Below are 21,334 nucleotides of genomic sequence, written 5' to 3'. Positions count from 1 at the left end.
TCTATTATTTTACAATAAAAAAAGAAGGGCTTCCCGCCCTCCGTTTCTTATTTCTCAGATAATTTTCCGCCTGAATAAACCGCCTCTTTCAGCTCAATTCCGAGTGATTTGGCCATTTTTTTCAATTTGGATTCTTCCATCGGCGTGACAAGGCTGAGTACGGTTCCTTCTTTACCGGCCCGCCCCGTCCGGCCGGATCTGTGGATATATCCGTCTTCATTCGGGATGTCCGCGTGAATGACGTACGGAAGATCATCGATATCGAGTCCGCGCGCCGCAATGTCAGTCGCCAGAAGCAGCGGAAATTCTCCCCGTTCAAACGCTGATAATATCTTTGCCCGCTCCATTTTTTTCGCTTCTCCGTGCAGGATGCCGAGATCCACATGGTGATAGGCGAGTTTTTCCGCATAGACGCTTAAATTTCCGATATCTCTGACGAACACGAGCGCCTGCATGCCGTTCAGCCGTGACAGCTTTTGCAATAGCTTTACTTTATCCCGCTGATCGCAGACGAGATATTGATGCGTGACCCGTGCTTTTTCCGCCGTATTCCGCTCCACTTTCAAAACGGCCGGTTCGTGTGCGATGGTATTCAGCACCTGTTCTGTTTCCGGCTGCAGCGTAGCGGAAAAGCTTAAAAGCTGTCGGTCTTTCAGCGTCGTTTTAATGATTTTTTTCATCGTTTCGCGGTGTTCCTGTGTCACGAGCTGATCCGCTTCATCAAGAACGATCGTCTTGACTTCATGCATTTTCAGCTTTTTCGCCTGAATCAATTCGAGCACCCTGCCCGGTGTGCCCGCAATGATATGCGGTTTATTTTTGAGCTTTTCCACCTGCTTTTTCACGTTTGCTCCGCCGATCAAAGACAAGGCGCGAAGGTCGGAGCCTTTTTTCCACTCCTGAATCACTTGGAAAATCTGCATCACCAGCTCGCGGGACGGCGCTAAAATGATCACTTGCGGATGTTTCTGTTCCGGGTTGATCCGCTCCAGAACCGGAAGCGTGTACGCCAATGTTTTTCCCGTTCCCGTCGGGGATTCGGCGATGACGTCTTTCCCTTCCATGATCACCTGAGCGGCTTTTTCCTGAATGACGGTCGGCTCCTGAAAACCTGAGGCCTCCCAGTTTTCGGCGATAAATGGTTGTGTATGCTGTAAAAATGGCCATGTTTGGGTCATGTCGTTCTCCTCAATTCTTAAAATCTACTCCATAGTATCTCAAATGCACGCGCCAAACGCAATTTTCTTTTTCCTTCCAAGCCTTTTAACAAACGGTCTCCTCCTTTATAATCATAAATGAGAAAGACACATGATGAATAAAGCGTGTCTGATAACGATAGAGGTGTAATGATGAGTATTTTATCCGTAAAAGATTTAAGCCACGGCTTTGGTGACCGTGCGCTTTTTAACAATGTATCGTTCCGTCTTTTAAAAGGGGAACACGTCGGCTTAATCGGAGCAAACGGCGAAGGTAAATCAACGTTTATGAATATTATTACCGGAAAGCTTGAGCCTGATGAGGGTAAGGTTGAATGGGCGAAAAACGTGCGCGTCGGCTACCTCGATCAGCATACCGTGCTTGAAAAAGGAAAAACGATCCGCGACGTGCTGAAAGATGCGTTCCATTACTTATTTGCAATGGAAGAGGAAATGAATGAGATTTACAACAAAATGGGCGAAGCGGACCCTGATGAGCTTGAGCAGCTGCTTGAAGATGTCGGTGTCATTCAAGACGCCCTGACAAACAATGATTTCTACGTGATTGACAGCAAAGTTGAAGAAATCGCCCGCGGCCTCGGCCTGCAGGATGTCGGCCTTGACCGCGACGTCACTGATTTAAGCGGCGGACAGCGGACGAAAGTGCTGCTCGCCAAACTGCTTTTGGAAAAGCCGGAAATCCTTCTGTTGGACGAACCGACCAACTACCTTGATGAACAGCATATTGAATGGCTGAAACGCTATTTGCAGGAATATGAAAATGCGTTCATCTTAATTTCTCACGACATTCCGTTTTTAAACAGCGTGATCAATTTGATTTATCATGTGGAAAACCAGGAGCTGACGCGTTATGTCGGTGATTATCATCAATTCATGGAAGTATACGAAGTGAAAAAACAGCAGCTCGAAGCCGCCTATAAAAAACAGCAGCAGGAAGTGGCTGAGCTGAAAGATTTCGTCGCCCGCAACAAAGCGCGCGTCAGCACGAGAAATATGGCGATGTCCCGCCAGAAAAAGCTTGATAAGATGGATATGATCGAACTGGCGGCTGAAAAACCGAAACCGGAATTCCATTTCAAGCCTGCGAGAACGTCAGGCAAGCTCATTTTTGAAACGAAGGACTTAGTCATCGGCTACGATACTCCGCTGTCACGCCCGCTCAATCTCAGAATGGAGCGCGGACAGAAAGTCGCCCTGTACGGCGCAAACGGCATCGGGAAAACGACGCTGTTAAAAAGCCTGCTCGGTGAAATCCAGCCGCTGGAAGGCACGGTGGAACGGGGCGAGCATCAATACACGGGCTATTTCGAGCAGGAAGTGAAAGAAACCAATAACAATACGTGCATCGAAGAAGTGTGGAGCGAATTTCCTTCCTTTACCCAGTACGAAATCCGCGCCGCCCTCGCCAAATGCGGCCTGACGACCAAACACATTGAAAGCCGCGTCTCCGTTCTCAGCGGAGGAGAAAAAGCGAAGGTCAGACTGTGCAAGCTGATCAATTCAGAAACAAACCTGCTCGTGCTTGACGAACCGACAAACCACCTGGATGTCGATGCGAAAGAAGAGCTGAAACGCGCGCTGAAAGAATACAAAGGCTCCATTCTGCTGATTTCCCACGAACCCGAGTTCTACATGGATATCGCGACGGAAACATGGAATTGTGAATCTTGGACGACGAAAGTGCTGTAAACACAAAAAGGAACTCCCGCCTGTGCGGAAGTTCCTTTTTTTCTTAATGTCCGGCTTTTATTCCGGCGAGATGTTTGCGTCCCATGAGAAGGACAAGCATGCCGACAAAAACGACGATCCCGCCTACTGTATATGGTGTGCTTGCGGTGAAGTGTTCTGACAGCATTCCCGCAATCCACGGAGCGAGCGCACCGCCGATAAAACGGACTGAGCTGTAGGCTGAAGACGCGATTGAACGTTCAACCGGTGCAGAACCCATTACAGCGGTTGTCATGATCGTATTCACCATACCGAGAACAGCACCGGCGACAACGATACACGTAATGATCAACGTCTGATGGTCAGTCCAGATCCCCATGACGATGAGAATGACCGCAAAGGCGATAAAGAGAACGACGAGCGAACCCACTGTTCCCAGCGCTTTGTGCACGAGCGGCGCCGTAAAGACTGACGTAATTGCCAGCAATAACCCCCAGCCGAAGAAGACGTATCCAAGGCCGTGTTCATCTAAATCCAGCACGAACGGAGAATAAGCAAGCAAAATAAAAAATCCAAAGTTGTATAAGAATGCAGATACTGCCATTGTCAAAAGGCCTTTATATTTGAGCGCCTTCATCGCATCAAACACACCGACGCGTTTCGCCGGTTTCGGCAGCTTCGGCAGCATGAGTGAAATCGCGCAAAGCGCTATGAACATGAGGACAGACACTCCGAAGAACGGAGCGCGCCATGAAATGCTGCCAAGCTCTCCGCCGGCAAGCGGCCCGACGGAAATCCCCAAGCCGAGCGCAGCCTCATACAAAATAATGGCTTTGGCGCTGCCGCCGACAGATACCCCGACAATGACGGCAAGCGCGGTTGAAATAAAGAGAGCATTCCCAAGCCCCCAGCCGCCGCGATAGCCGACAAGCTGAGCGATTGAACTTGAGCTTCCGCCGAGAGCGGCAAACACGATGATAAAAATAAGTCCGAGAAGCAGCGTCCATTTTGCGCCGATCCGGCTTGAAATCGCGCCGGAGAAAAACATCATAAAACCGGTAACGAGCAAATAACTTGTAAATAGCAGAGATACTTCACTAGGTGAAGCATGTAATTGTGCGGCGATCGCCGGAAGAATCGGATCGACAAGACCGATTCCCATAAAGGAAATCACACAGGCAAACGCAACCGCCCAAACGGCTTTCGGCTGGCTGAATAAGCCTGTTTTCTGTTGTGATGATGTATCCATTTGACCAAACCTCCTGTTTCATCCATTAAAAGAAACGCTATATCCATAGCGTTTACAGCAAAATCATTCGATTGATTGAATGGCGCGGTCAGCTTTTTCTTTCATTCCGTTAAGGCGCGTTTTAAAATGCTGAAATGTGCTGATCTTCTCATCAATCATCTCAAGCTGGTGGTTCAAAGCCTGCTGAATCTCTTCCAGCTTTTCTTTCCGTTCCTTCGGATCCAGTGACAACAAGTACCCCTCTTTGTTTAATTCCAGCTGACGGCTCATCTCCATAAACTGCTGAAGCTCCTGAAGGGAAAAACCGAGCACTTCTTTTGTGCTGGTTACTTTTTCGAGCTCCTCCATATCATCTTCAGAGTAAAGCCGGACGCCGCCTTCTGTCCGTTTAGGAGCAGGAATCAAACCAATCTCCTCGTAAAAACGAATGGTTCGTTTTGTCAATCCGCTTCGCTTGGCAACTTGATCAATCTTCATCCATTCCAAGGTGAATCCCCCTCTTGTCGTATCTGTTTCTATTATACACCATTTGAACCTTAACGTAAACGTAAACTTTTTTACGCCTGATAAACTTTGCTTGGACAAAACGTTTGTCTTTAAAGCGCCGGGAGACATCTGTGCAAGATAAAAAAAGCCGGTATGACCCGCCATCTTCTCGGGGGCCGTACCGGCTTTTCTTAATTCTCAAGTTCTTCAATCATCAGTGACAATTCGGTCCAGCGCTCCATCGCCGCTTCAAGCTCTTCAGCCGTTTTTGCCTGTTCGGCCATCAGTTCTTGAATCTTTCCGAAATCACTTCCTGCTTCAGCGATTTCCGCTTCCAGACACTGATGCTTTTCTTCAAGGCCGGCGATTTTGTCTTCGATGCCGTCCCATTCGATCTGATCCTTATATGAAAGCTTTTTGCGCTTTTTCTTCGGCTCTTCTTCCGCCTTTTTCTCTTCGGCCGGCTGTTTTACCGCCGTCTTCTTCGCTTTTGCGTGTTCCATGTATTCACTGTACGAACCTTGGAAACGGGAAATGACACCTTGTCCTTCAAATACGATCAGGCGGTCAATGACGCGGTCAAGGAAATAGCGGTCATGGGATACGGTGATGACGACGCCTGGGAACTGTTCGATATAATCTTCGAGCACGCTTAATGTTTCCGTGTCCAGATCATTGGTCGGCTCATCTAAAAACAGCACATTCGGTTCCTGCATCAGTACATTCAGCAAGTACAGACGGCGCTTTTCCCCGCCCGACAGCTTTCTGATATACGTCTGCTGCATCGGACGCGGGAACAGAAAACGCTCAAGCATTTGTTCCGCGGTGATGACATCGCCTTCCGCCGTTTTGACGATTTCAGCCGTCTCTTTTATATATTCAATGACTTTCATATCACCGTTCATTTCGCTGTGATCCTGGGTGTAGTAGCCGATCCGGACCGTCTGCCCGATGGTGATATTGCCGCTGTCAGGCTGAATTCTGCCGGCGAGGCTGTTTAAAAGTGTCGTTTTCCCGATTCCGTTCGGCCCGATGATGCCGATTCGTTCCCCCGGGATGACAAGCTCATTAAACTGGCTGATCAGCGCTTGGCCGTTATAGGTAATGGAGACGTTATCGGCTTCGATCACCTGTTTTCCGAGACGGTGGGAGCCGATCGCGAAATCGAGTGATCCGGAGACTGCCGGCCCTTTTTGCTCTTTGAGCGCCTCCGCTCTGTCCACTCTCGCTTTTTGTTTCGTCGAGCGCGCTTTCGCCCCTCTTCTGAGCCACGCCAATTCGCGGCGCAGGAGGTTTTGACGTTTTGTTTCTTTCTGCTCCGCCAGCGCTTCCCGTTCGGCCCGTTTTTCCAGGAATACTTCATAGTTTCCTTTATACGTATAAAGGCTGCCTCTCTCAAGCTCGTAAATTCTGTTCGTCACCCTGTTCAGAAAATATCTGTCGTGCGTGACAAGCATAACGGCGCCCGGATATTGCGATAAGTAGCCTTCCAGCCATTCAATCGTTTCATTGTCCAAGTGGTTTGTCGGTTCATCCAAAATGAGCAGGTCAGCCGGCTGGATGACGTTTTTCGCAATCGCGACGCGCTTTCTCTGGCCGCCGGACAGCTCGCTGACATCCTTCATCAGATCGGTGACGCCAAGTTTGGTTAAAACCGTTTTGGCTAACGTATTCGCCTCCCACGCATCATTCGCGTCCATTCGGGCCTGCGCATCAAGCAGCTGTTTCTGGCGCTGGTCATTTTCCGGTTCTTCATTCAGCGCCTGAAGCGCTTTTTCGTATTCTCTCATCGTTCTCATGACGGCTGATCCGCCGGAATAAATATGCTCAAGTACGGTTTGTCCGGCCGGAAGCTCAGGGTCCTGATGCAAAAACTCAATATGCACGTTTCCTGAGGCCGTAATCTCGCCTTCCTCCGTTGATTCAAGGCCGGCAATGGTTTTCAGAAGCGTAGACTTCCCCGTTCCGTTCGGGCCGATTAAACCGATTCTTTCATTCTCTTCAATATGAAAGGAGATATGGTCGAATAATGTCTTATCTCCGTATGTTTTATAAAGGTTTTCCGCTTTTATGATGCTCATGGTCCCTATCAATCCTCACGTAAGTTCATGTGTTCATTTTAAATCAGGCGCTGGAATAAAACTAGTAAAAGGACAGACAAATTTCTTGGAAGAGATCATTTTGTCCGAAGAATGTTTCCGCCTCTCCTTTTATACACTGGAGGGGAAGAGGTGATGACATGATCAGCGTCAGTTTGTGCGTTATCGTGAAAAATGAAGAGGAAGTGCTTGCGGGCTGTCTTGATTCCGTCAAAGACATTGCGGATGAAATTGTGATTGCTGATACGGGCTCGACCGACCGGACGAAAGAAATCGCGGCCCGTTATACGGATAAGATTTATGATTTTGAATGGATCGATCACTTTGCGGCCGCCCGTAATTTTGTGTTTTCGAAAGCGGAAATGGATTATATTCTGTGGCTGGACGCCGACGATATACTGACGGAAAAGGACCGTGAAAAGCTGATTGAACTGAAGGCGTCGCTTTCAAAAGAGGTGGACGCGGTATCCATGTATTATCACGTCGGCTTTGATGCTCGGGGAGAGGTCAGCTTCAGATACCGCCGCAACCGACTCGTCAAGCGTGAAAAAGGGTTCCGCTGGATCGGAGCCGTGCATGAGTATCTTGAAGTATACGGAAACATCATAGAAACCGATATTGCCGTCACACACCGGAAATCCGAGAAAAAGCACTCGCCTCCCTCAGACCGCAACTTGAAGATTTATGAGAAAATGGCGGAAAACAGTGAAACGATGACACCGCGCGATTTGTTTTACTTCGCGAATGAATTAAAGGATCACGGCCAGTATCAGCGCGCCATCACGTATTATCACCATTTTCTTTCCACAAAACAGTGCTGGATCGAAGACGAGATCAGAACGTGCCAATATCTATCCGATTGCTACAGGGCGGTCGGCCATGAAGAGGCAGCCATGACGTCTCTCTTAAAATCATTTCTGATCGATTGTCCGCGGCCGGAGTTCTGCTGCAGGCTCGGCGACTATTTTGCGGAGAAACGGCAATACCGGCAGGGCGTGTTTTGGTATGAGCTCGCCCTATCCGCCAAAAGCAGTGATGCAGGCTTTACCCAGCTCGAGTACTCCACCTGGTATCCCCATCTGCAGCTCTGCGTCTGCCACTGGCAGCTCGGCGACAGAGAAAAAGCGAAGATTCATAACGACAAAGCCGCCTCCTATCATCCATCACATCCGAGTGTCCTGTATAATCAAAACGTGCTCGGCACATAACATCGAAAAAAAGAGCTGCCCTCGTATGAAGGGCAGCTCCTTATTGATTACGCTGTCGGAATTCCTCCGCTTACACTGTAAATCTGGGATGTCACATAGCTCGATTCTTCTGAGGCCAAAAAGACATAAATCCCTGCTAGCTCCGCCGGCTGTCCGGCGCGCTTTAATGGAACGGCCGGTGTTTCCTTGCCGAATTTCGGAATGTTTTCACCGGGCTGTCCTCCCGAAATCTGCAGCGGCGTCCAGATCGGCCCCGGCGCTACCGAGTTGACTCTGATTCCTTTATTCGCCAGCTGCTTTCCTAAGCCGACGGTAAAACCGATAATGGCATGTTTCGTCGCGGCATAATCCAACAGCATCGGGCTTGGATTATACCCTTCTACGGATGTTGTCGTGATAATAGACGCGCCTTCCGGCAGATAAGGGAGCGCCGCTTTGACGAGCCAATACAGTGAGAATACGTTGACTTCAAATGTTTGATAGATTTGTTCTGTGGCAAGATCGCTGATATCATCCACTGCCTGCTGTTTGCCGGCGACAAGAGCGAGCGTGTCAAGACCGCCAAGCTCTTGATACGCTTTTTCCGCCAATTCTCCGCAAAACGTTTCATCGCTTAAATCTCCCGGCAGCAGAACGGCTTTTCTTCCCTCTTTTTCAATTAACGCTTTCACTTCTTCGGCATCCGGCTGTTCCTCAGGCAGATAGTTAATCGCCACATCCGCCCCTTCCCGGGCATAAGCAATCGCGGCGGCCCGGCCGATACCTGAATCGCCGCCGGTGACGAGGGCTTTTCTTCCCTTCAGCTTGCCGGCTCCTTTATAGCTTGTTTCACCGCAGTCCGGCAGAGGCTTCATCTCTTTTTGCAAACCGGGCGGTTCTTGATATTGTTTTGGAAATTCATCATGATCATATTTCGTCAGCGGGTTGTGCAGATTTGCATCAGACATACAAGACTCTCCTTTATCATTGTGATGTATTCGTATGTGTACCCCTTTAGCATGACGGATCAAACGTGTAAGTGCAGTTTTCGATTGATAAAGGGAAAACAAAAAAGGAGCCCGTAAGCTCCCTTTTTTTATGACTCTCCGAGTACGTTTTCAGCCATTTTCGCTAAATGCTGGGCGCTTCCCGAAATTTCCTGCATCGTGGCAGAAATTTGTTCAACCGCCGCCGCTTGGCCGTCCGTGTTCTGGTTGATGGATTCAATTGAGTCCTCCAGCCCTTTCAGCAGGCTGTGGATTTTTTTCGTAATCTGGTCAATTTGGCCGACGTTGTCTTTTGAATGAGTGGCAAGCTTGCGGATCTCATCCGCCACCACGGAAAAGCCCTTGCCGGATTCTCCTGCTCTCGCGGCTTCAATGGCCGCATTCAAACCGAGCAGATTGCTTTGATCCGAGATGCCCTTGACAGTGACGGAAATGTCGGCGATTTCTCCCGCGCTTTCACTGACTTGTTTCGCCTGAGCGGAAATCCCGGTCATCTGTGCTGAGAAACCGTTGATGGATTCTGAGATATCCGCGATGGCCGAAGCGGTCTGTTCCACGACGGCGGACAGGCTTTCAGCGACATCGTGAAGCTTGGCTGATTTTTCAAGGCTCGTGCCGAGACCGACGCCGCCGATGACTTTTCCGTTTTCATCGTGAAGCGGAATCGCTCTGGCGATCAGCGGAAATCCGAACAGCTCTTTCGGCACCATGCTTGTCTTCTTCTGATTCATGCGGATCGCGTCTGTAATGATGTCCCCTTTTTGCAGCGGGTCTCCCGGCTTTACGTTAAGAGAAAACGTTTTAGCCGGAATATTCACGATTAATTTTTCTGTATCATAAATTCCGATGGTGATGTCATCTTGGATCAGGCTGTTTAAAAAAGGCGCAACTTTGACAAAAGCGTCAAGCAGGCTGTGCGTGTGCTGCTCCGTCTGTATACTCATTTCTTTCACTCCTTCTTAATATGGGAATTGCCGTTTTTCATGCTGAACCGAAATCCATTTCAGCGTGGTGAATTCTTCAAGGCTCCATTCGCCGTTCAGCCTGCCGAGACCTGATTGCTTCTCGCCGCCGAACGCGACGTTCGGTTCATCATTAATGGTCGTATCGTTGACGTGAATCATCCCGGTTTCGATCCGCTTAGCAAACTCAACGCCGCGCTCAACGTTTGCCGTATGCACGGCTCCGCTTAAACCGAACGGTGTCGCGTTTGCGATGCTTACCGCTTCATCCTCCGTTTCAAACGGCATGATGCAGACGGCCGGTCCGAACAGCTCCTCCTTCGCGATGCTCATCTCAGGTTTCACATCTTTTAAAATGACGGGCTCAGCGACCGTTCCGCTGAATCGGCCGGACAGCACCGGAACCGCTCCCTCTTCTATCGCTTTTTCGACAGACCGTCTCAGACCTTCCGCCTGTCTCTCATTGATTAAAGGACCGATAACCGTATCAGGGTCCATCGGATCGCCGACTTTCAGCGATGACACTTTCGCTTCGTAAAGCTCTGTAAATTTGTCATATACAGATGTGTGAACGAGCACGCGGTTCGCCGACATACAGATCTGGCCTTGATGCGTAAACCGGCTGAATACGGCCGCATTGACGGCGTATTCAAGATCAGCATCCTCAAGCACGATCAGCGCGCTGTTTCCGCCAAGCTCCAACAGCGGTTTTTTAAAGTGTTTGACCGCAAGCTGTCCGATATAGCTGCCCACTCCGGTTGAGCCTGTAAATGAGATAATCCGCGGCACGGGATGCTCAACAAAGCTGTCGCCGATCTCCCCGATATCCGTCACGATAACATTCAGCAGCCCGTCCGGTACGCCGGCCGCTTCAAAAATTTTCGCGATAAGCGTTCCGCCGCAGATCGGTGTTTCTTCATGAGGCTTCAGCACGACGCCGTTCCCCGCGCCGAGTGCCGGCGCAACAGATTTCATCGAAAGGAAAAACGGGAAATTAAACGGGCTGATCACCCCCACGACTCCGGCGGGTATTCTGTACAGCCTGTTTTCTTTTCCGTCAATTGTGGACGGGAGAATTTTTCCTTCCATCCGCACCGGAAATGTTGCGGCTTCTTTTATCATATTTTTGACAAGTCCGATTTCAAACTCAGCCTTCAGCCGTGTTCCGCCAAGCTCCTCCATGATTAAGTAAATAATCGCTTCTTCGTGCTCTTCGATGAAAGAAACGGCTTTTTCCAAAATGGCCCGCTTTTTAAAAGGGTTTACTTTGTCCCATTCTTGTTTCGCAAGAGCCGCGGCGCGATATGCCGCATCCACGTCATCAGACGTCGCTTTTTGGAATGAGGTGATGACTTTTTGAGTATAAGGATTTCTGTTTTCCAATACGTTCCGGCTGCTCCCATCCCTCCATCGGCCGCCGATAAACTGCTTATTTAGTTCTTCATATTGAAACATGTAAACATCTCCCTTTCACCGAAACTTGAAATTAGTTGATGAGTCATCTTTTGTATCGGTCTTAAGGTGAGAAAATTGAACTATTTCACAATAAAATTCCCGTTCCTTCCGTGCATCGACGCTTTTTAGCTTTGTCCTTTTAAAGTGGAAAATTCTTTAATTGACTGCGAGAAATTTCGACAATATAATACAAACGTCAGTGTATATAATGATAAGAATATTATGAATTTTCAGGAGGACCCATATGTCTTTACTATTTCGGAAAAAGCCGCTGGCCGACTTAAAGGCCCAGAGCAAACAGACCAGCCTGTCCCGCTCGTTAAGCGCTTTTGACTTGGTTTTGCTCGGAATCGGCTGTGTTGTCGGAACGGGGATTTTTGTGATTACCGGGACTGTGGCCGCGACAGGCGCAGGACCGGCTTTGATTCTGTCGTTTGTGCTCGCGGGTCTTGCCTGCGCGCTCGCCGCGTTTTGTTATGCGGAATTTTCTTCCTCCATTCCGATTTCAGGCAGCGTATATACGTATTCATATGTCACTCTCGGGGAGTGTCTCGCGTTTTTAATCGGATGGGACTTAATGCTTGAATATGTCATCGCGCTTGCCGCCGTCGCAACCGGCTGGTCATCCTATTTCCAATCGCTTCTTGCAGGCTTCGGGCTGCATCTTCCGGAGGCGCTGACCGCCGCACCCGGCAGCAAAACGGGTGCCGTGTTCAACCTGCCGGCCGTTATCATTATTTTGGTCATTACCGCGATTGTTTCAAGAGGCGTGAAAGAAAGCACCCGCTTTAACAATGTCATTGTATTGATGAAAATTGCGATCATTCTGCTATTTATCATTGTCGGTTTCGGCTACGTGAAACCGGAAAACTGGTCGCCGTTTATGCCGTTCGGAATGAAAGGCGTCATCACGAGCGCCGCGACCGTTTTCTTCGCGTATCTCGGATTTGATGCCGTGTCAAACGCGTCGGAAGAAGTGAAAAACCCGCAGAAATCAATGCCGGTCGGAATCATCGGCGCGCTCGCCATCTGCACCATCCTTTACATTACGGTATCGCTCGTCCTGACGGGAATGCTTTCGTACACCAAGCTGAATGTCGGAGATCCGGTATCTTTCGCGCTTCAATTTGTCGGCCAGAACAAGATAGCAGGCATTATTTCCGTCGGCGCGATTATCGGGATTACAACGGTCATGCTCGCTCTGCTTTACGCTCAGGTGCGCCTTACATTTGCGATGAGCAGAGACGGCCTTTTGCCACGCATGTTTTCCAAGGTTCACCCGCGTTTTAAAACACCGTTTCAAAACACATGGGTGACGGGGATCATTGCCGCCGGGATCGCGGGTTTTATTGATCTGGGAACCTTGGCGCATCTCGTCAACATGGGAACCTTGGCGGCCTTTACGGTCATTGCGATCGCCGTCATCGTTTTAAGAAAGAAACATCCGGAGATCAAATCTTCCTTCCGTGTTCCTTTCGTGCCTGTTGTGCCGATCATCAGCGCATGCTTATGCCTGTATCTCGCAAGCAGCCTGCCGGGCGTGACATGGATCGCCTTTGTCATCTGGATCGCCGCCGGGATCGTCGTTTATATGATGTATTCGAGAAAACACAGTTTGTTAAATAAATAAAAAGGGAGGCTCTTTTTTCTGTTTGAGAAAGAAGAGCCTTTTTTGCACTTGATAATTCATTCACCTTATGAATAATATGGTGTATGCTTCGTTTACATAAAAAGGAGGAGAATCACTTTGGCAATTGCCGCCCCGCTTAAAGAAAAACCTGTCCATCGTCCCGAAACAACCATGTATTCTATTTTGTTCATTATCGGGATCTGTCATCTGCTGAACGATTCACTGCAAGCGGTGATTCCGGCGATGTTTCCGATTTTGGAACGTTCCATGAATCTTACATTTACGCAGCTCGGAATTATCGCCTTTACGCTGAATATGGTGTCTTCCGTGATGCAGCCCGTCATCGGCTGGTATACGGATAAACGCCCGATGCCGTATGCCTTGCCGCTCGGACTCACCGCAAGCATGCTCGGCATTTTAGGTCTCGCGTTCGCCCCGTCTTTTCTGACGATTTTATGCTGTGTCTTTTTTATCGGCCTTGGCTCCGCCGTCTTTCATCCTGAAGGATCGCGTGTCGCCTACATGGCCGCCGGCGAAAAGCGCGGCTTGGCGCAATCGATTTACCAAGTCGGAGGGAATACCGGCCAGGCGATGGCGCCCTTGATTACCGCGCTGATTCTCGTTCCGCTCGGTCAATTCGGCTCTGTCTGGTTTACGCTAGTCGCCGCAATCGCTGTACTGTTTCTCATTTATATCGCCAAATGGTATAAAGGCCGCCTTATTCATTTGCGCGCCGTAAGTAAAAAATCACCGGCCTCCGCCGTGCAGACCGTGATTACAAAACCGATTATTCTCGCCCTTATCATGATTATCTTCTTAATTTTCGCGCGCTCCTGGTATGTGAGCGCGATCGGCAACTTTTATACGTTCTATGCGATGAATGCCTATCATGTCAGCATTCAGCAGGCACAGAGCTACATCTTCGTCTTTTTATTTTTCGGAGCTGTCGGAACGTTTCTCGGCGGGCCGCTTGCAGATCGTTTCGGAAAGCGGAACGTCATCATCGTTTCGATGATAGCATCGGCTCCATTGACGATTTTCCTTCCGTTTGCGGGGCCTGTCATCGCCTATGGCGTACTGGCGCTGATCGGTGTTGTTCTGATGTCCAGCTTCTCTGTGACTGTTGTCTACGCGCAGGAGCTTGTTCCAGGCAAAATCGGAACGATGTCAGGGCTTACGGTCGGGCTCGCCTTCGGAATGGGCGCGATCGGAGCCGTTGCGCTCGGAGCTCTTATTGATTCAGCGGGATTGACGCCGACCATGACAGCCGTCGCCTTTCTGCCCGTTTTAGGTCTGCTCGCCTTTGTCCTGCCGAGCGACAAAACATTAAAAGAATGGCATTCATAAAAACAATCCCTGCCGAAAAGGCAGGGATTTTATGTTTCAACCGTATAAAAATGGGTGTCAGGAACCGCATATTTCGGAATAAACCCGTCTCTGAAATCGGGAAATGCTTTTTGAATTTCATCAATCCATTTTTTCACGTTTTTGATGTACGGCACGTAAATCATATTGACTGTCGCCTCGTCATCAATGTGATAGTACCAGCACAGATTGAATTCGTTCTCCGTGACGAGCGTAAAGCCTGAAAAATGATAAAAAATCAGCGGGGTGTCATTGACATATACAGCCCCGTCGCGCAGGCTGACGTCATATTGCTCAATATTCCACAGCGCCGCATTCGCGCCGATCGACTCCGTGACATGAACGTGTTCAAACTGCGCGGGCCACTTTTCAACATACCTTTGGTCACCGTATGTCTTTTTTTCTTCATTCATCTCCACCGTACAATAGGAGATGCAATCCTGTCTCCACTGCCAGACCGCCCGATACGCTTCCCCGGTATTCCGCGCGCCGACAAACCCGGTGTTGTACTGCCCTGTCAGCTTGTAATAAGACGCAAACCGTTCTGAATTGCGGTGATCCGTCAGAAAAAGGGAAGCATCCGGCTTTTCCGCAAACAGCTCGCCCGCATCTGAGAAGAAAAAGAGATCGGTGTCCAAGTGGGCAAAATATTCAGCTTCATCATACTCTGTCATCACATGGAACAGAAATGCCGGCTTCAGCGTCCAGCAATATTCATGAAACGTCCGGCCGCCCTTTGCTTCAAGCAGCTCCGGGTCCTCCATTTCATGGAGCTGAACCGCCGTGACATGTTCCCACGGCACCTGCTGAAGCAATTCATACGCTTTCTGATCGACACACAGCACATACAGATGAAAATCCCGGCAATGCTCATGGAGAGAATGAATCATCGGCATCAGTTTAAAGATATGCGTTCTGGAAACAATGGTTGAAAAATGATATTTACTCACCATATCACATCCAATTTATTTAAGATCCACATGCAGTAAATCAGCAGCCAGCGCTTTGAACGCCCTTACAAAGTGCGTGACGCCCAGCTTTTTTTCCGCTTTTGCCAAAAGCTTTCCGACCTCCGGCAGATTGAAGCTGTTCGACGTGATCCGCGGGCTTTTCGTCTTCCAGTCCGGGTCGAGGTTGCGGTCTTTAACCGCGTGCAGCAGTTCGAGAAAAATGTGCAGCAGGCTTTCATATTTCTCATAATCAAGCAGCACTTCGATGTCTGCCATCATGCTGTTGGTTAACTCCGCGTCAAACGGGCCGTTAAACGCGAGGTGCACGTCAAGCGAATGAATGTCATTGTACTTGTCGCACATGTACGCGATGTTCGCCCTGATGTCATCAACGGAAGCGCAGTTGCTCGGATGCTCCTGATGGACGCTCATGATATCGCGCCGCAGCTGAAATCTCATTCCCGACTGATGAAGCCTGATGCCGAGATCATAATCTTCAAAGCCGTATCTGACAATGCCTTCATCAAACAGGCCGAGATCTGCCACGTGCTGTCTCTTAACTGACGAATTGTTCGTAATGAAAAAACGCCACGGCAGACGGTAGCCTTTCAAATCATCTCCGTATTTTTCCAAAATGCTTTTCAGCACACGGATAAAGTCGGTATCTAAATCAAAGCATTGGTCGAGAAAACTTCCGTCTCTGATGTCACTTTCATCAAGGAGCGGCTCTTTATCGCCCGGCAGCTCTTCATACAGTTCGGCGAGTTTTTCCTTATGCTCTTTTTCAAAACGGTCATAATAAAAGCTGTAAATCCGCTTCCAGAACATACCGCATACGACAAGATCGTCCCGGTTCTCATGAGCCTTGATATGCTTCGCCACCAAATCCTTTTCGGCAAGCATGTCGCTGTCATGGAAGATCAAAATATCGCCTCTGGCATTGCGGACCGCCTGATTCCGGCCGTAAGCGATCCCTCTGTTTTCTTTAATTCTCACAAAAATCAGCGGAAAATTCGCGCTGAATGATTCAAGCATGGATAAGGTTCCGTCTTCCGAACCGTTGTCAGCCACAATCACTTCGAACGGCTCTGTGCATTCCTGTTCATTCAGGGACAGCAGGCTGTTATAAAGCCTCTCCTTGGAATTATATGCGGGAACAATGACGCTTGCCTTCACTTTTCGTTCACTTCCTGTATATGATCATTTATTTGTTATCATCCTCAGATGCAAAGCCGCTGAACTCCGGGCAGACAGCGCTGACCGTCCCGATCACCCGCTTCAGAATGTCCTGGTAAAGCTGATGGACAAACGGCAGGTCGGTCCGGTCCGTCTCATGAATCTGCCGAATGTCGCCGGCTGTAACGATCCGGTATCCGCTGAAATGATAGAAAATCAGCGGACTTCCGTCTTCGAGCACAAGACGCCCGTCCTTCCATGAAAACGTGTGGCGGCCGTAATTCCAATGGCCGATATTCACGCCGGGCGTGGTGATGTCACACACGTTCGGGAACAGGCCGGACATGTAATCCAAGTAGCCTTGATCTCCGAATTTTCCTTCGCCCGGCGCATTTTTGCATTCCTCAAGGCAGCGTTCTTTCCACCATCTGAGACAATCTGTGCCGGCACTGTCGGTTTTGAAGCTGAGAAAACCGGAATTATACCGGCCTAAAAGACGCTGCAGCATGTCGATTTCCTGTTTTTCAAATGAGGGAATGACGATATCGCCCCGTGACAGAAGCACCGAACAATCCGGCTGATTGTCAAAAATCGCGCGCGGATCAGCGAAGAAAAACAAATCGGCATCAATGTACGTAACACGTTCTAATTGCGGATGTCCGTCCAGCACGAATTCGAGAAATACCGGCTTCACCGTCCAGCAGTATTCGCTCTGATCCCTCGTCCGCTTCAGTTCAAGGAGCTCCTCATTTTCCAGTGCGGACACCTGAATCAAGGTGACATTATCCGGCCGCATTGCCTGAAGCACGTCATAGGTGTCTTGATCCATACACAAAGTAAAAATGGGGGCGTCCGCCTGAACCGCTTTCAATGAGCCGAACAAAGCGATGGCCTGATACAGCCTTCCTTTTGATAAAACTGTGCAATATGCGCTTGTCACGTCTTTCTCTCACCTCTGTTTCTGTTACTTTTGAAAAAAGGCTTTATACCATTCGATCGTTTTTTCCAATCCTTCATCAATGGTATGCGCGGGCGTCCAATTCAGAAGCTTCCTCGCCTTTTCCGCCGATAAATATTGGTGCTTGATTTCATGGCTTCCCTGGTTGAGCACTTTCGGCTTGAGGTCACTGTCCATGGCCTTAAGAATTTTTTCTACAAGCTCCAGCACCGTCAGCTGAATCTCATTGCTGAAGTTGAACGCTTCTCCCGCAAGATTGAGCTCCTCCATCTTTTCCGCCAGCAAAAGGTATGCCTCGACCGCATCCTCGATGTAAAAATAATCACGGATAAATGTGCCGTCGCTGCGGATTTCCGGCGCTTCACCGTTCAGCACGAGCTGAATCGTCTGCGGAATAATCCGGTTGAAGTTCAAATCTCCGCCGCCGTACAAGTTGCCGCAGCGCGTAATACAGACCGGAAGTCCGTACGTATTAAAATATGTGTGGCTTAACAAATCGGCACAGCTTTTTGATACGTCATACGGATGTTTGCCTTGAAGAGGCATGTTTTCATCGTACGGCAGTGTCGGCTGGTCGCCGTACGCTTTATCACTGGACGCGACGATCACCCGCTTGATGAGCGGATGCCTGCGGCACGCTTCAAGGATGTTCCATGTGCCGAGAATATTGGCTTCAAATGTGGAAATCGGATTGCGGTTTGCGACGCCGACGATCGCCTGAGCGGCTAAATGAAAGACCGTGTCAATTTCATATTCGCCCAGCGCCCGCTCAATCACATCCAGATCCTCAAGCGCGCCTTCCACGATATTCATTTGCTTCACTTGTTCTCCCTGATACAGGTTCGACTTGGGCACAGTGTCACGGACAAGTCCCGTCACATTGGCCCCCTGATCGATCAGTTCCTTCACCAGGCAGCTTCCTAAAAGACCTGTACATCCCGTCACAAACACATTTTTATTTTTCCAGAAACTCAAACTTGATCACCATACCTTCCATACATGTTGTCCCCGGTCCCACATCTTGTTGATTTCCAGCAGGTTTTTATACGTATCGATCGCCGTCCAGAAACCGTAATGCCGGTATACCGCCAATTCGCCGTCCTTCGCCAGCTCCTTCAGCGGTTCTTCTTCAAACATGACGTCCCTGTCTTTCGGCAGATAATCAAATACCTTCGGGCTGAGCACGAAAAATCCGCCGTTGATGATGCCTTCACTTGAGGTTTTTTCAGAAAAGCTTTTCGCCATACCGTCTTCAACCGTCAGCGTTCCGAATTGCGAGGTCTTTTCTATACCGGTGACGGTTGCCGCAGCCCCTTTTGATTGATGATAGCTGATCAGATGAAACAGGTTGATGTTGGCCAGTCCGTCCCCGTACGTCATAAGAAAGGTTTCATCACCGATGATGTCCTTCGCCTGTAAAAGCCGCCCCGCTGTCTGCGTGTGTTCCCCCGTGTCTAAAAAAGTGATTTTCCACGGCTCGGATTTTCCCAATATCCGCACTTCTCCGGTAGAGCTGTCCAGCGTCATGCTGTGATTCTTCCAGTCATAATCTAAGAAATATTCCTTAATCATCTCTCCTTTGAAACCAAGAAGCAGGATAAATTCGTTCACGCCATAGTATTGATAGAGTTTCATAATATGCCATAGAATCGGTTTGCCGCCTATCATGGCGAGCGGTTTGGGACGTTCATTGGTGATTTCGCTCATTCTCGTTCCTTTTCCGCCGCAGAGAATGACTGCTTTCATCTCTACCCCTCTTCTCTGTGAATATTGGATTCGAAACCGCCCGTATAAGAGAAACCAACCCGATAATTTGTCCGATTCTCTATCACCGGTTTCAAAATCTACTGTAAGATATGAGAGATTGGCGCCCTTTGTGACCAAAAGCTCTCTCTTTTTTCAGATTGGTGAAGATACACACAAAAAAAGAGCCTTACGGAAATTCCGTAAGGCTCTTTCTATTATTTATTATCCTGATTCAGTTTTTCTTTGCCGTAATGATATTTAGACGGATCAACCGGCGTAAAGTCGCTCAATTTGTGGAATCTGAGCAGGTCTTTGTACATCACGCTGTCAGACAGCTTCAGCTGCTCTGTGACTCTGGCTTTCAGGTTTTTCGTTTCCTGATTGCCTTTCAGTTCTTTTCCTGTCTTCGTATCGTATACGACATTGGAGATGGAAGTATATTTCGGCGTGACGTAATCTCCGTTACGGAACGCCACCGTATCATCATGGTCTTTCGAGAAGAGATCGGTGCCGAAATTAATATATTTCCTAGAATCGATGCCTTCCAAGTGAAGGATCGTCGGCACAACGTCCATTTCACCGCCGTACGTATGGTTCACCCCGCCTTTTTTGCCGGGGATGCGAATCATAAGCGGCACACGCTGATTCTGCGCGTTTTGATAAGGCGTAATTTCTTTGCCGAGAATTTCTTTCATCGCGCGGTTATGGTTTTCAGAGATTCCGTAGTGGTCTCCGTAAAGCATAATCACCGAGTTGTCATATAAACCGGATGACTTCAGATCTTTAAAGAACTGTTCAAGCGCCTCGTCGAGATAACGCGCCGTCTGGAAATAGTCATCCACAGTCGCGTCGCCCGTTTTCGCTTTTTCGATCGTTGCGTCTTTTTCATCAAGCGTAAACGGATAATGGTTCGTCAGCGTGAGCAAATGCGCATAGAACGGCTGTTTCAGCGATTGAAGCTTCGGAATGGATTCTTTGAAGAATGGTTTATCCTTCAGCCCCAAATTGACAAGGTTGTCATCAGACATATCGTATGTGCTGGCGTCAAAGAATTTATCGTAGCCGATATGTTTGTATATCTGGTCACGGTTCCAGAATGATTTGTAGTCACCGTGTAAAACGGCGCTTGTATAGCCCTCACTTTGGTTAAGGATGGCAGGAAGCGATTGATACGTGTTTTCCCCTTTTGTCACGAAGGCTGACCCTTCAGGCAGTCCGAACAGGCTGTTATCCATCATCAGCTCGGCGTCAGATGTTTTACCTTGGCCTGTTTGGTGGAAAAAGTTATCAAAGTACGTCATGTCCTCTCCGCCGCGGGCGAGTTTATTCAGGAACGGCGTGACTTCTTTTCCGTCAAGTTTGTAGTTGATCAAAAACGTTTGGAAACTTTCCAAGTGAATCTTAATAATGTTTTTGCCTTTGGCCTTGCCGAAATACTCGGCGTTCGGCTTCGCATAATGCGAGGATGTGTAGTTTTCAACGCTCGTCAGGTCATCGCTGCTGGCATATGCCCGCTGTGATTCCGTCTGCGCCGTCTGCACGCCGTCATAAATCGTGTAATTATAAAGGCCTAAGTATTTTACAATGTAATTGCGGTCAAACGTTCTTGTCAGCAGCTCCGGGCGGTCCTCTTCGGCAATCGCCAGGTTCACGAAGAACAAAACAATACCCGTCACGATAATTAATGACGTATACCGTTTTTTCAGCTTGAATTCCTTCAGCTCACGTCTCCACACCAGAAGCGCGATTAAAATAATAATATCAACAAAGTATAAAATATCATGGCCGGACATAATGCTGAAGATGCCGTCTCCCATATTTCCGACATTACCGGATTGCTTTAAGTTCGGGAATGTCAAGAAATCATCGAAGAATCGATAGAATAGGATATTTGCATACAAAATAAACGTCATGATGAAATCAATAATCACCATGATAATCGCTGATTTGCGGCCTTTCGCAAACAATGCCAGTCCTAAAAAGAAAATGGCGCTTGAGAACGGATTGATCACAAGCAGAAACTGCTGCGTCGGACCCTTCACCCCAAGGTTGAATTCAGCATGATAGGCTAAATACGTTTTGGCCCAAAACAAAATAATAGCCAGTACAAAAAAACTAAGTCTGTAAGAAAATAATTTCTTCATGGCAACCTCTACTTTCCTAAACACTTTAAATCTGT

The 21,334-nt window shown here is 48.7% G+C and carries 17 protein-coding genes; 4 read left to right on the top strand and 13 right to left on the bottom strand.

Features of this window, described 5'->3' with window-relative positions; translation table 11 throughout:
* Positions 1 to 47: 47 nt before the first annotated feature.
* The gene (locus U2H13_RS03925) at positions 48 to 1,178 is read right to left on the bottom strand and encodes a DEAD/DEAH box helicase (protein WP_021495144.1); all 1,131 of its coding nucleotides are present in this window, start codon (positions 1,176 to 1,178) and stop codon (positions 48 to 50) included.
* A 171-nt stretch (positions 1,179 to 1,349) separates the two neighbouring features.
* On the opposite strand from U2H13_RS03925, the gene U2H13_RS03920 reads away from it, so the two are divergent.
* Complete coding sequence (locus tag U2H13_RS03920) at positions 1,350 to 2,906, top strand: ABC-F family ATP-binding cassette domain-containing protein (RefSeq protein ID WP_012117051.1); 1,557 nt, start codon at positions 1,350 to 1,352, stop codon at positions 2,904 to 2,906.
* A gap of 43 nt (positions 2,907 to 2,949) precedes the next feature.
* Here the strand turns inward: U2H13_RS03920 and U2H13_RS03915 are convergent, their stop codons facing one another.
* The 3 genes from U2H13_RS03915 to U2H13_RS03905 form a co-directional block, all read right to left on the bottom strand.
* Positions 2,950 to 4,134 (bottom strand): MFS transporter, encoded by a 1,185-nt coding sequence (locus U2H13_RS03915; RefSeq protein WP_007408959.1) that lies wholly within the window; start codon positions 4,132 to 4,134, stop codon positions 2,950 to 2,952.
* Positions 4,135 to 4,197: 63 nt separating this feature from the next.
* Positions 4,198 to 4,620 (bottom strand): MerR family transcriptional regulator, encoded by a 423-nt coding sequence (locus U2H13_RS03910; RefSeq protein ID WP_012117050.1) that lies wholly within the window; start codon positions 4,618 to 4,620, stop codon positions 4,198 to 4,200.
* 191 nt (positions 4,621 to 4,811) lie between these two features.
* Positions 4,812 to 6,701, bottom strand: coding sequence for an ABC-F family ATP-binding cassette domain-containing protein (locus U2H13_RS03905; RefSeq protein ID WP_376700678.1), 1,890 nt, complete (start codon positions 6,699 to 6,701; stop codon positions 4,812 to 4,814).
* 158 nt (positions 6,702 to 6,859) lie between these two features.
* On the opposite strand from U2H13_RS03905, the gene U2H13_RS03900 reads away from it, so the two are divergent.
* On the top strand, positions 6,860 to 7,927 hold the full coding sequence (locus U2H13_RS03900) for a glycosyltransferase family 2 protein (protein ID WP_007609987.1): 1,068 nt from the start codon (positions 6,860 to 6,862) through the stop codon (positions 7,925 to 7,927).
* A gap of 47 nt (positions 7,928 to 7,974) precedes the next feature.
* Here the strand turns inward: U2H13_RS03900 and U2H13_RS03895 are convergent, their stop codons facing one another.
* The 3 genes from U2H13_RS03895 to U2H13_RS03885 all read right to left on the bottom strand — a co-directional run bounded on the left by U2H13_RS03895 (position 7,975) and on the right by U2H13_RS03885 (position 11,330).
* A complete protein-coding gene (locus tag U2H13_RS03895; RefSeq protein WP_029973716.1) occupies positions 7,975 to 8,874 on the bottom strand; it encodes an SDR family oxidoreductase in 900 nt (299 codons plus the stop codon).
* 128 nt (positions 8,875 to 9,002) lie between these two features.
* Positions 9,003 to 9,407 carry a methyl-accepting chemotaxis protein gene (locus U2H13_RS03890; RefSeq protein ID WP_369719111.1) on the bottom strand — a complete coding sequence of 135 codons (405 nt, stop codon included), beginning with the start codon at positions 9,405 to 9,407 and terminating at the stop codon, positions 9,003 to 9,005.
* 465 nt (positions 9,408 to 9,872) lie between these two features.
* Positions 9,873 to 11,330 (bottom strand): aldehyde dehydrogenase family protein, encoded by a 1,458-nt coding sequence (locus tag U2H13_RS03885; protein WP_007408954.1) that lies wholly within the window; start codon positions 11,328 to 11,330, stop codon positions 9,873 to 9,875.
* 244 nt (positions 11,331 to 11,574) lie between these two features.
* On the opposite strand from U2H13_RS03885, the gene U2H13_RS03880 reads away from it, so the two are divergent.
* Positions 11,575 to 12,960 carry an amino acid permease gene (locus tag U2H13_RS03880; protein ID WP_014417155.1) on the top strand — a complete coding sequence of 462 codons (1,386 nt, stop codon included), beginning with the start codon at positions 11,575 to 11,577 and terminating at the stop codon, positions 12,958 to 12,960.
* 117 nt (positions 12,961 to 13,077) lie between these two features.
* A complete protein-coding gene (locus tag U2H13_RS03875) occupies positions 13,078 to 14,307 on the top strand; it encodes an MFS transporter (protein WP_007408952.1) in 1,230 nt (409 codons plus the stop codon).
* Positions 14,308 to 14,336: 29 nt separating this feature from the next.
* Here the strand turns inward: U2H13_RS03875 and U2H13_RS03870 are convergent, their stop codons facing one another.
* The 6 genes from U2H13_RS03870 to U2H13_RS03845 form a co-directional block, all read right to left on the bottom strand.
* A complete protein-coding gene (locus U2H13_RS03870) occupies positions 14,337 to 15,275 on the bottom strand; it encodes a putative nucleotide-diphospho-sugar transferase (protein WP_014417153.1) in 939 nt (312 codons plus the stop codon).
* A gap of 15 nt (positions 15,276 to 15,290) precedes the next feature.
* Positions 15,291 to 16,451, bottom strand: a complete 1,161-nt coding sequence (locus U2H13_RS03865) for a glycosyltransferase family 2 protein (protein WP_182072418.1) — start codon at positions 16,449 to 16,451, stop codon at positions 15,291 to 15,293.
* Between the two features lie 28 nt (positions 16,452 to 16,479).
* Positions 16,480 to 17,391 (bottom strand): putative nucleotide-diphospho-sugar transferase, encoded by a 912-nt coding sequence (locus U2H13_RS03860; RefSeq protein WP_095061166.1) that lies wholly within the window; start codon positions 17,389 to 17,391, stop codon positions 16,480 to 16,482.
* A gap of 24 nt (positions 17,392 to 17,415) precedes the next feature.
* A complete protein-coding gene (locus U2H13_RS03855; protein ID WP_025649925.1) occupies positions 17,416 to 18,384 on the bottom strand; it encodes a GDP-mannose 4,6-dehydratase in 969 nt (322 codons plus the stop codon).
* Positions 18,385 to 18,390: 6 nt separating this feature from the next.
* Positions 18,391 to 19,155, bottom strand: a complete 765-nt coding sequence (gene rfbF, locus U2H13_RS03850) for a glucose-1-phosphate cytidylyltransferase (protein WP_014417150.1) — start codon at positions 19,153 to 19,155, stop codon at positions 18,391 to 18,393.
* Positions 19,156 to 19,370: 215 nt separating this feature from the next.
* Positions 19,371 to 21,299, bottom strand: a complete 1,929-nt coding sequence (locus U2H13_RS03845; protein ID WP_014417149.1) for an LTA synthase family protein — start codon at positions 21,297 to 21,299, stop codon at positions 19,371 to 19,373.
* Positions 21,300 to 21,334 lie beyond the last annotated feature (35 nt).

This window comes from Bacillus sp. A1, from assembly GCF_042296235.1.
GTDB lineage: Bacteria > Bacillota > Bacilli > Bacillales > Bacillaceae > Bacillus > Bacillus velezensis.
Note: the sequence above shows the minus strand (reverse complement) of the source record. Positions and strands in the feature narration are given on the sequence as shown.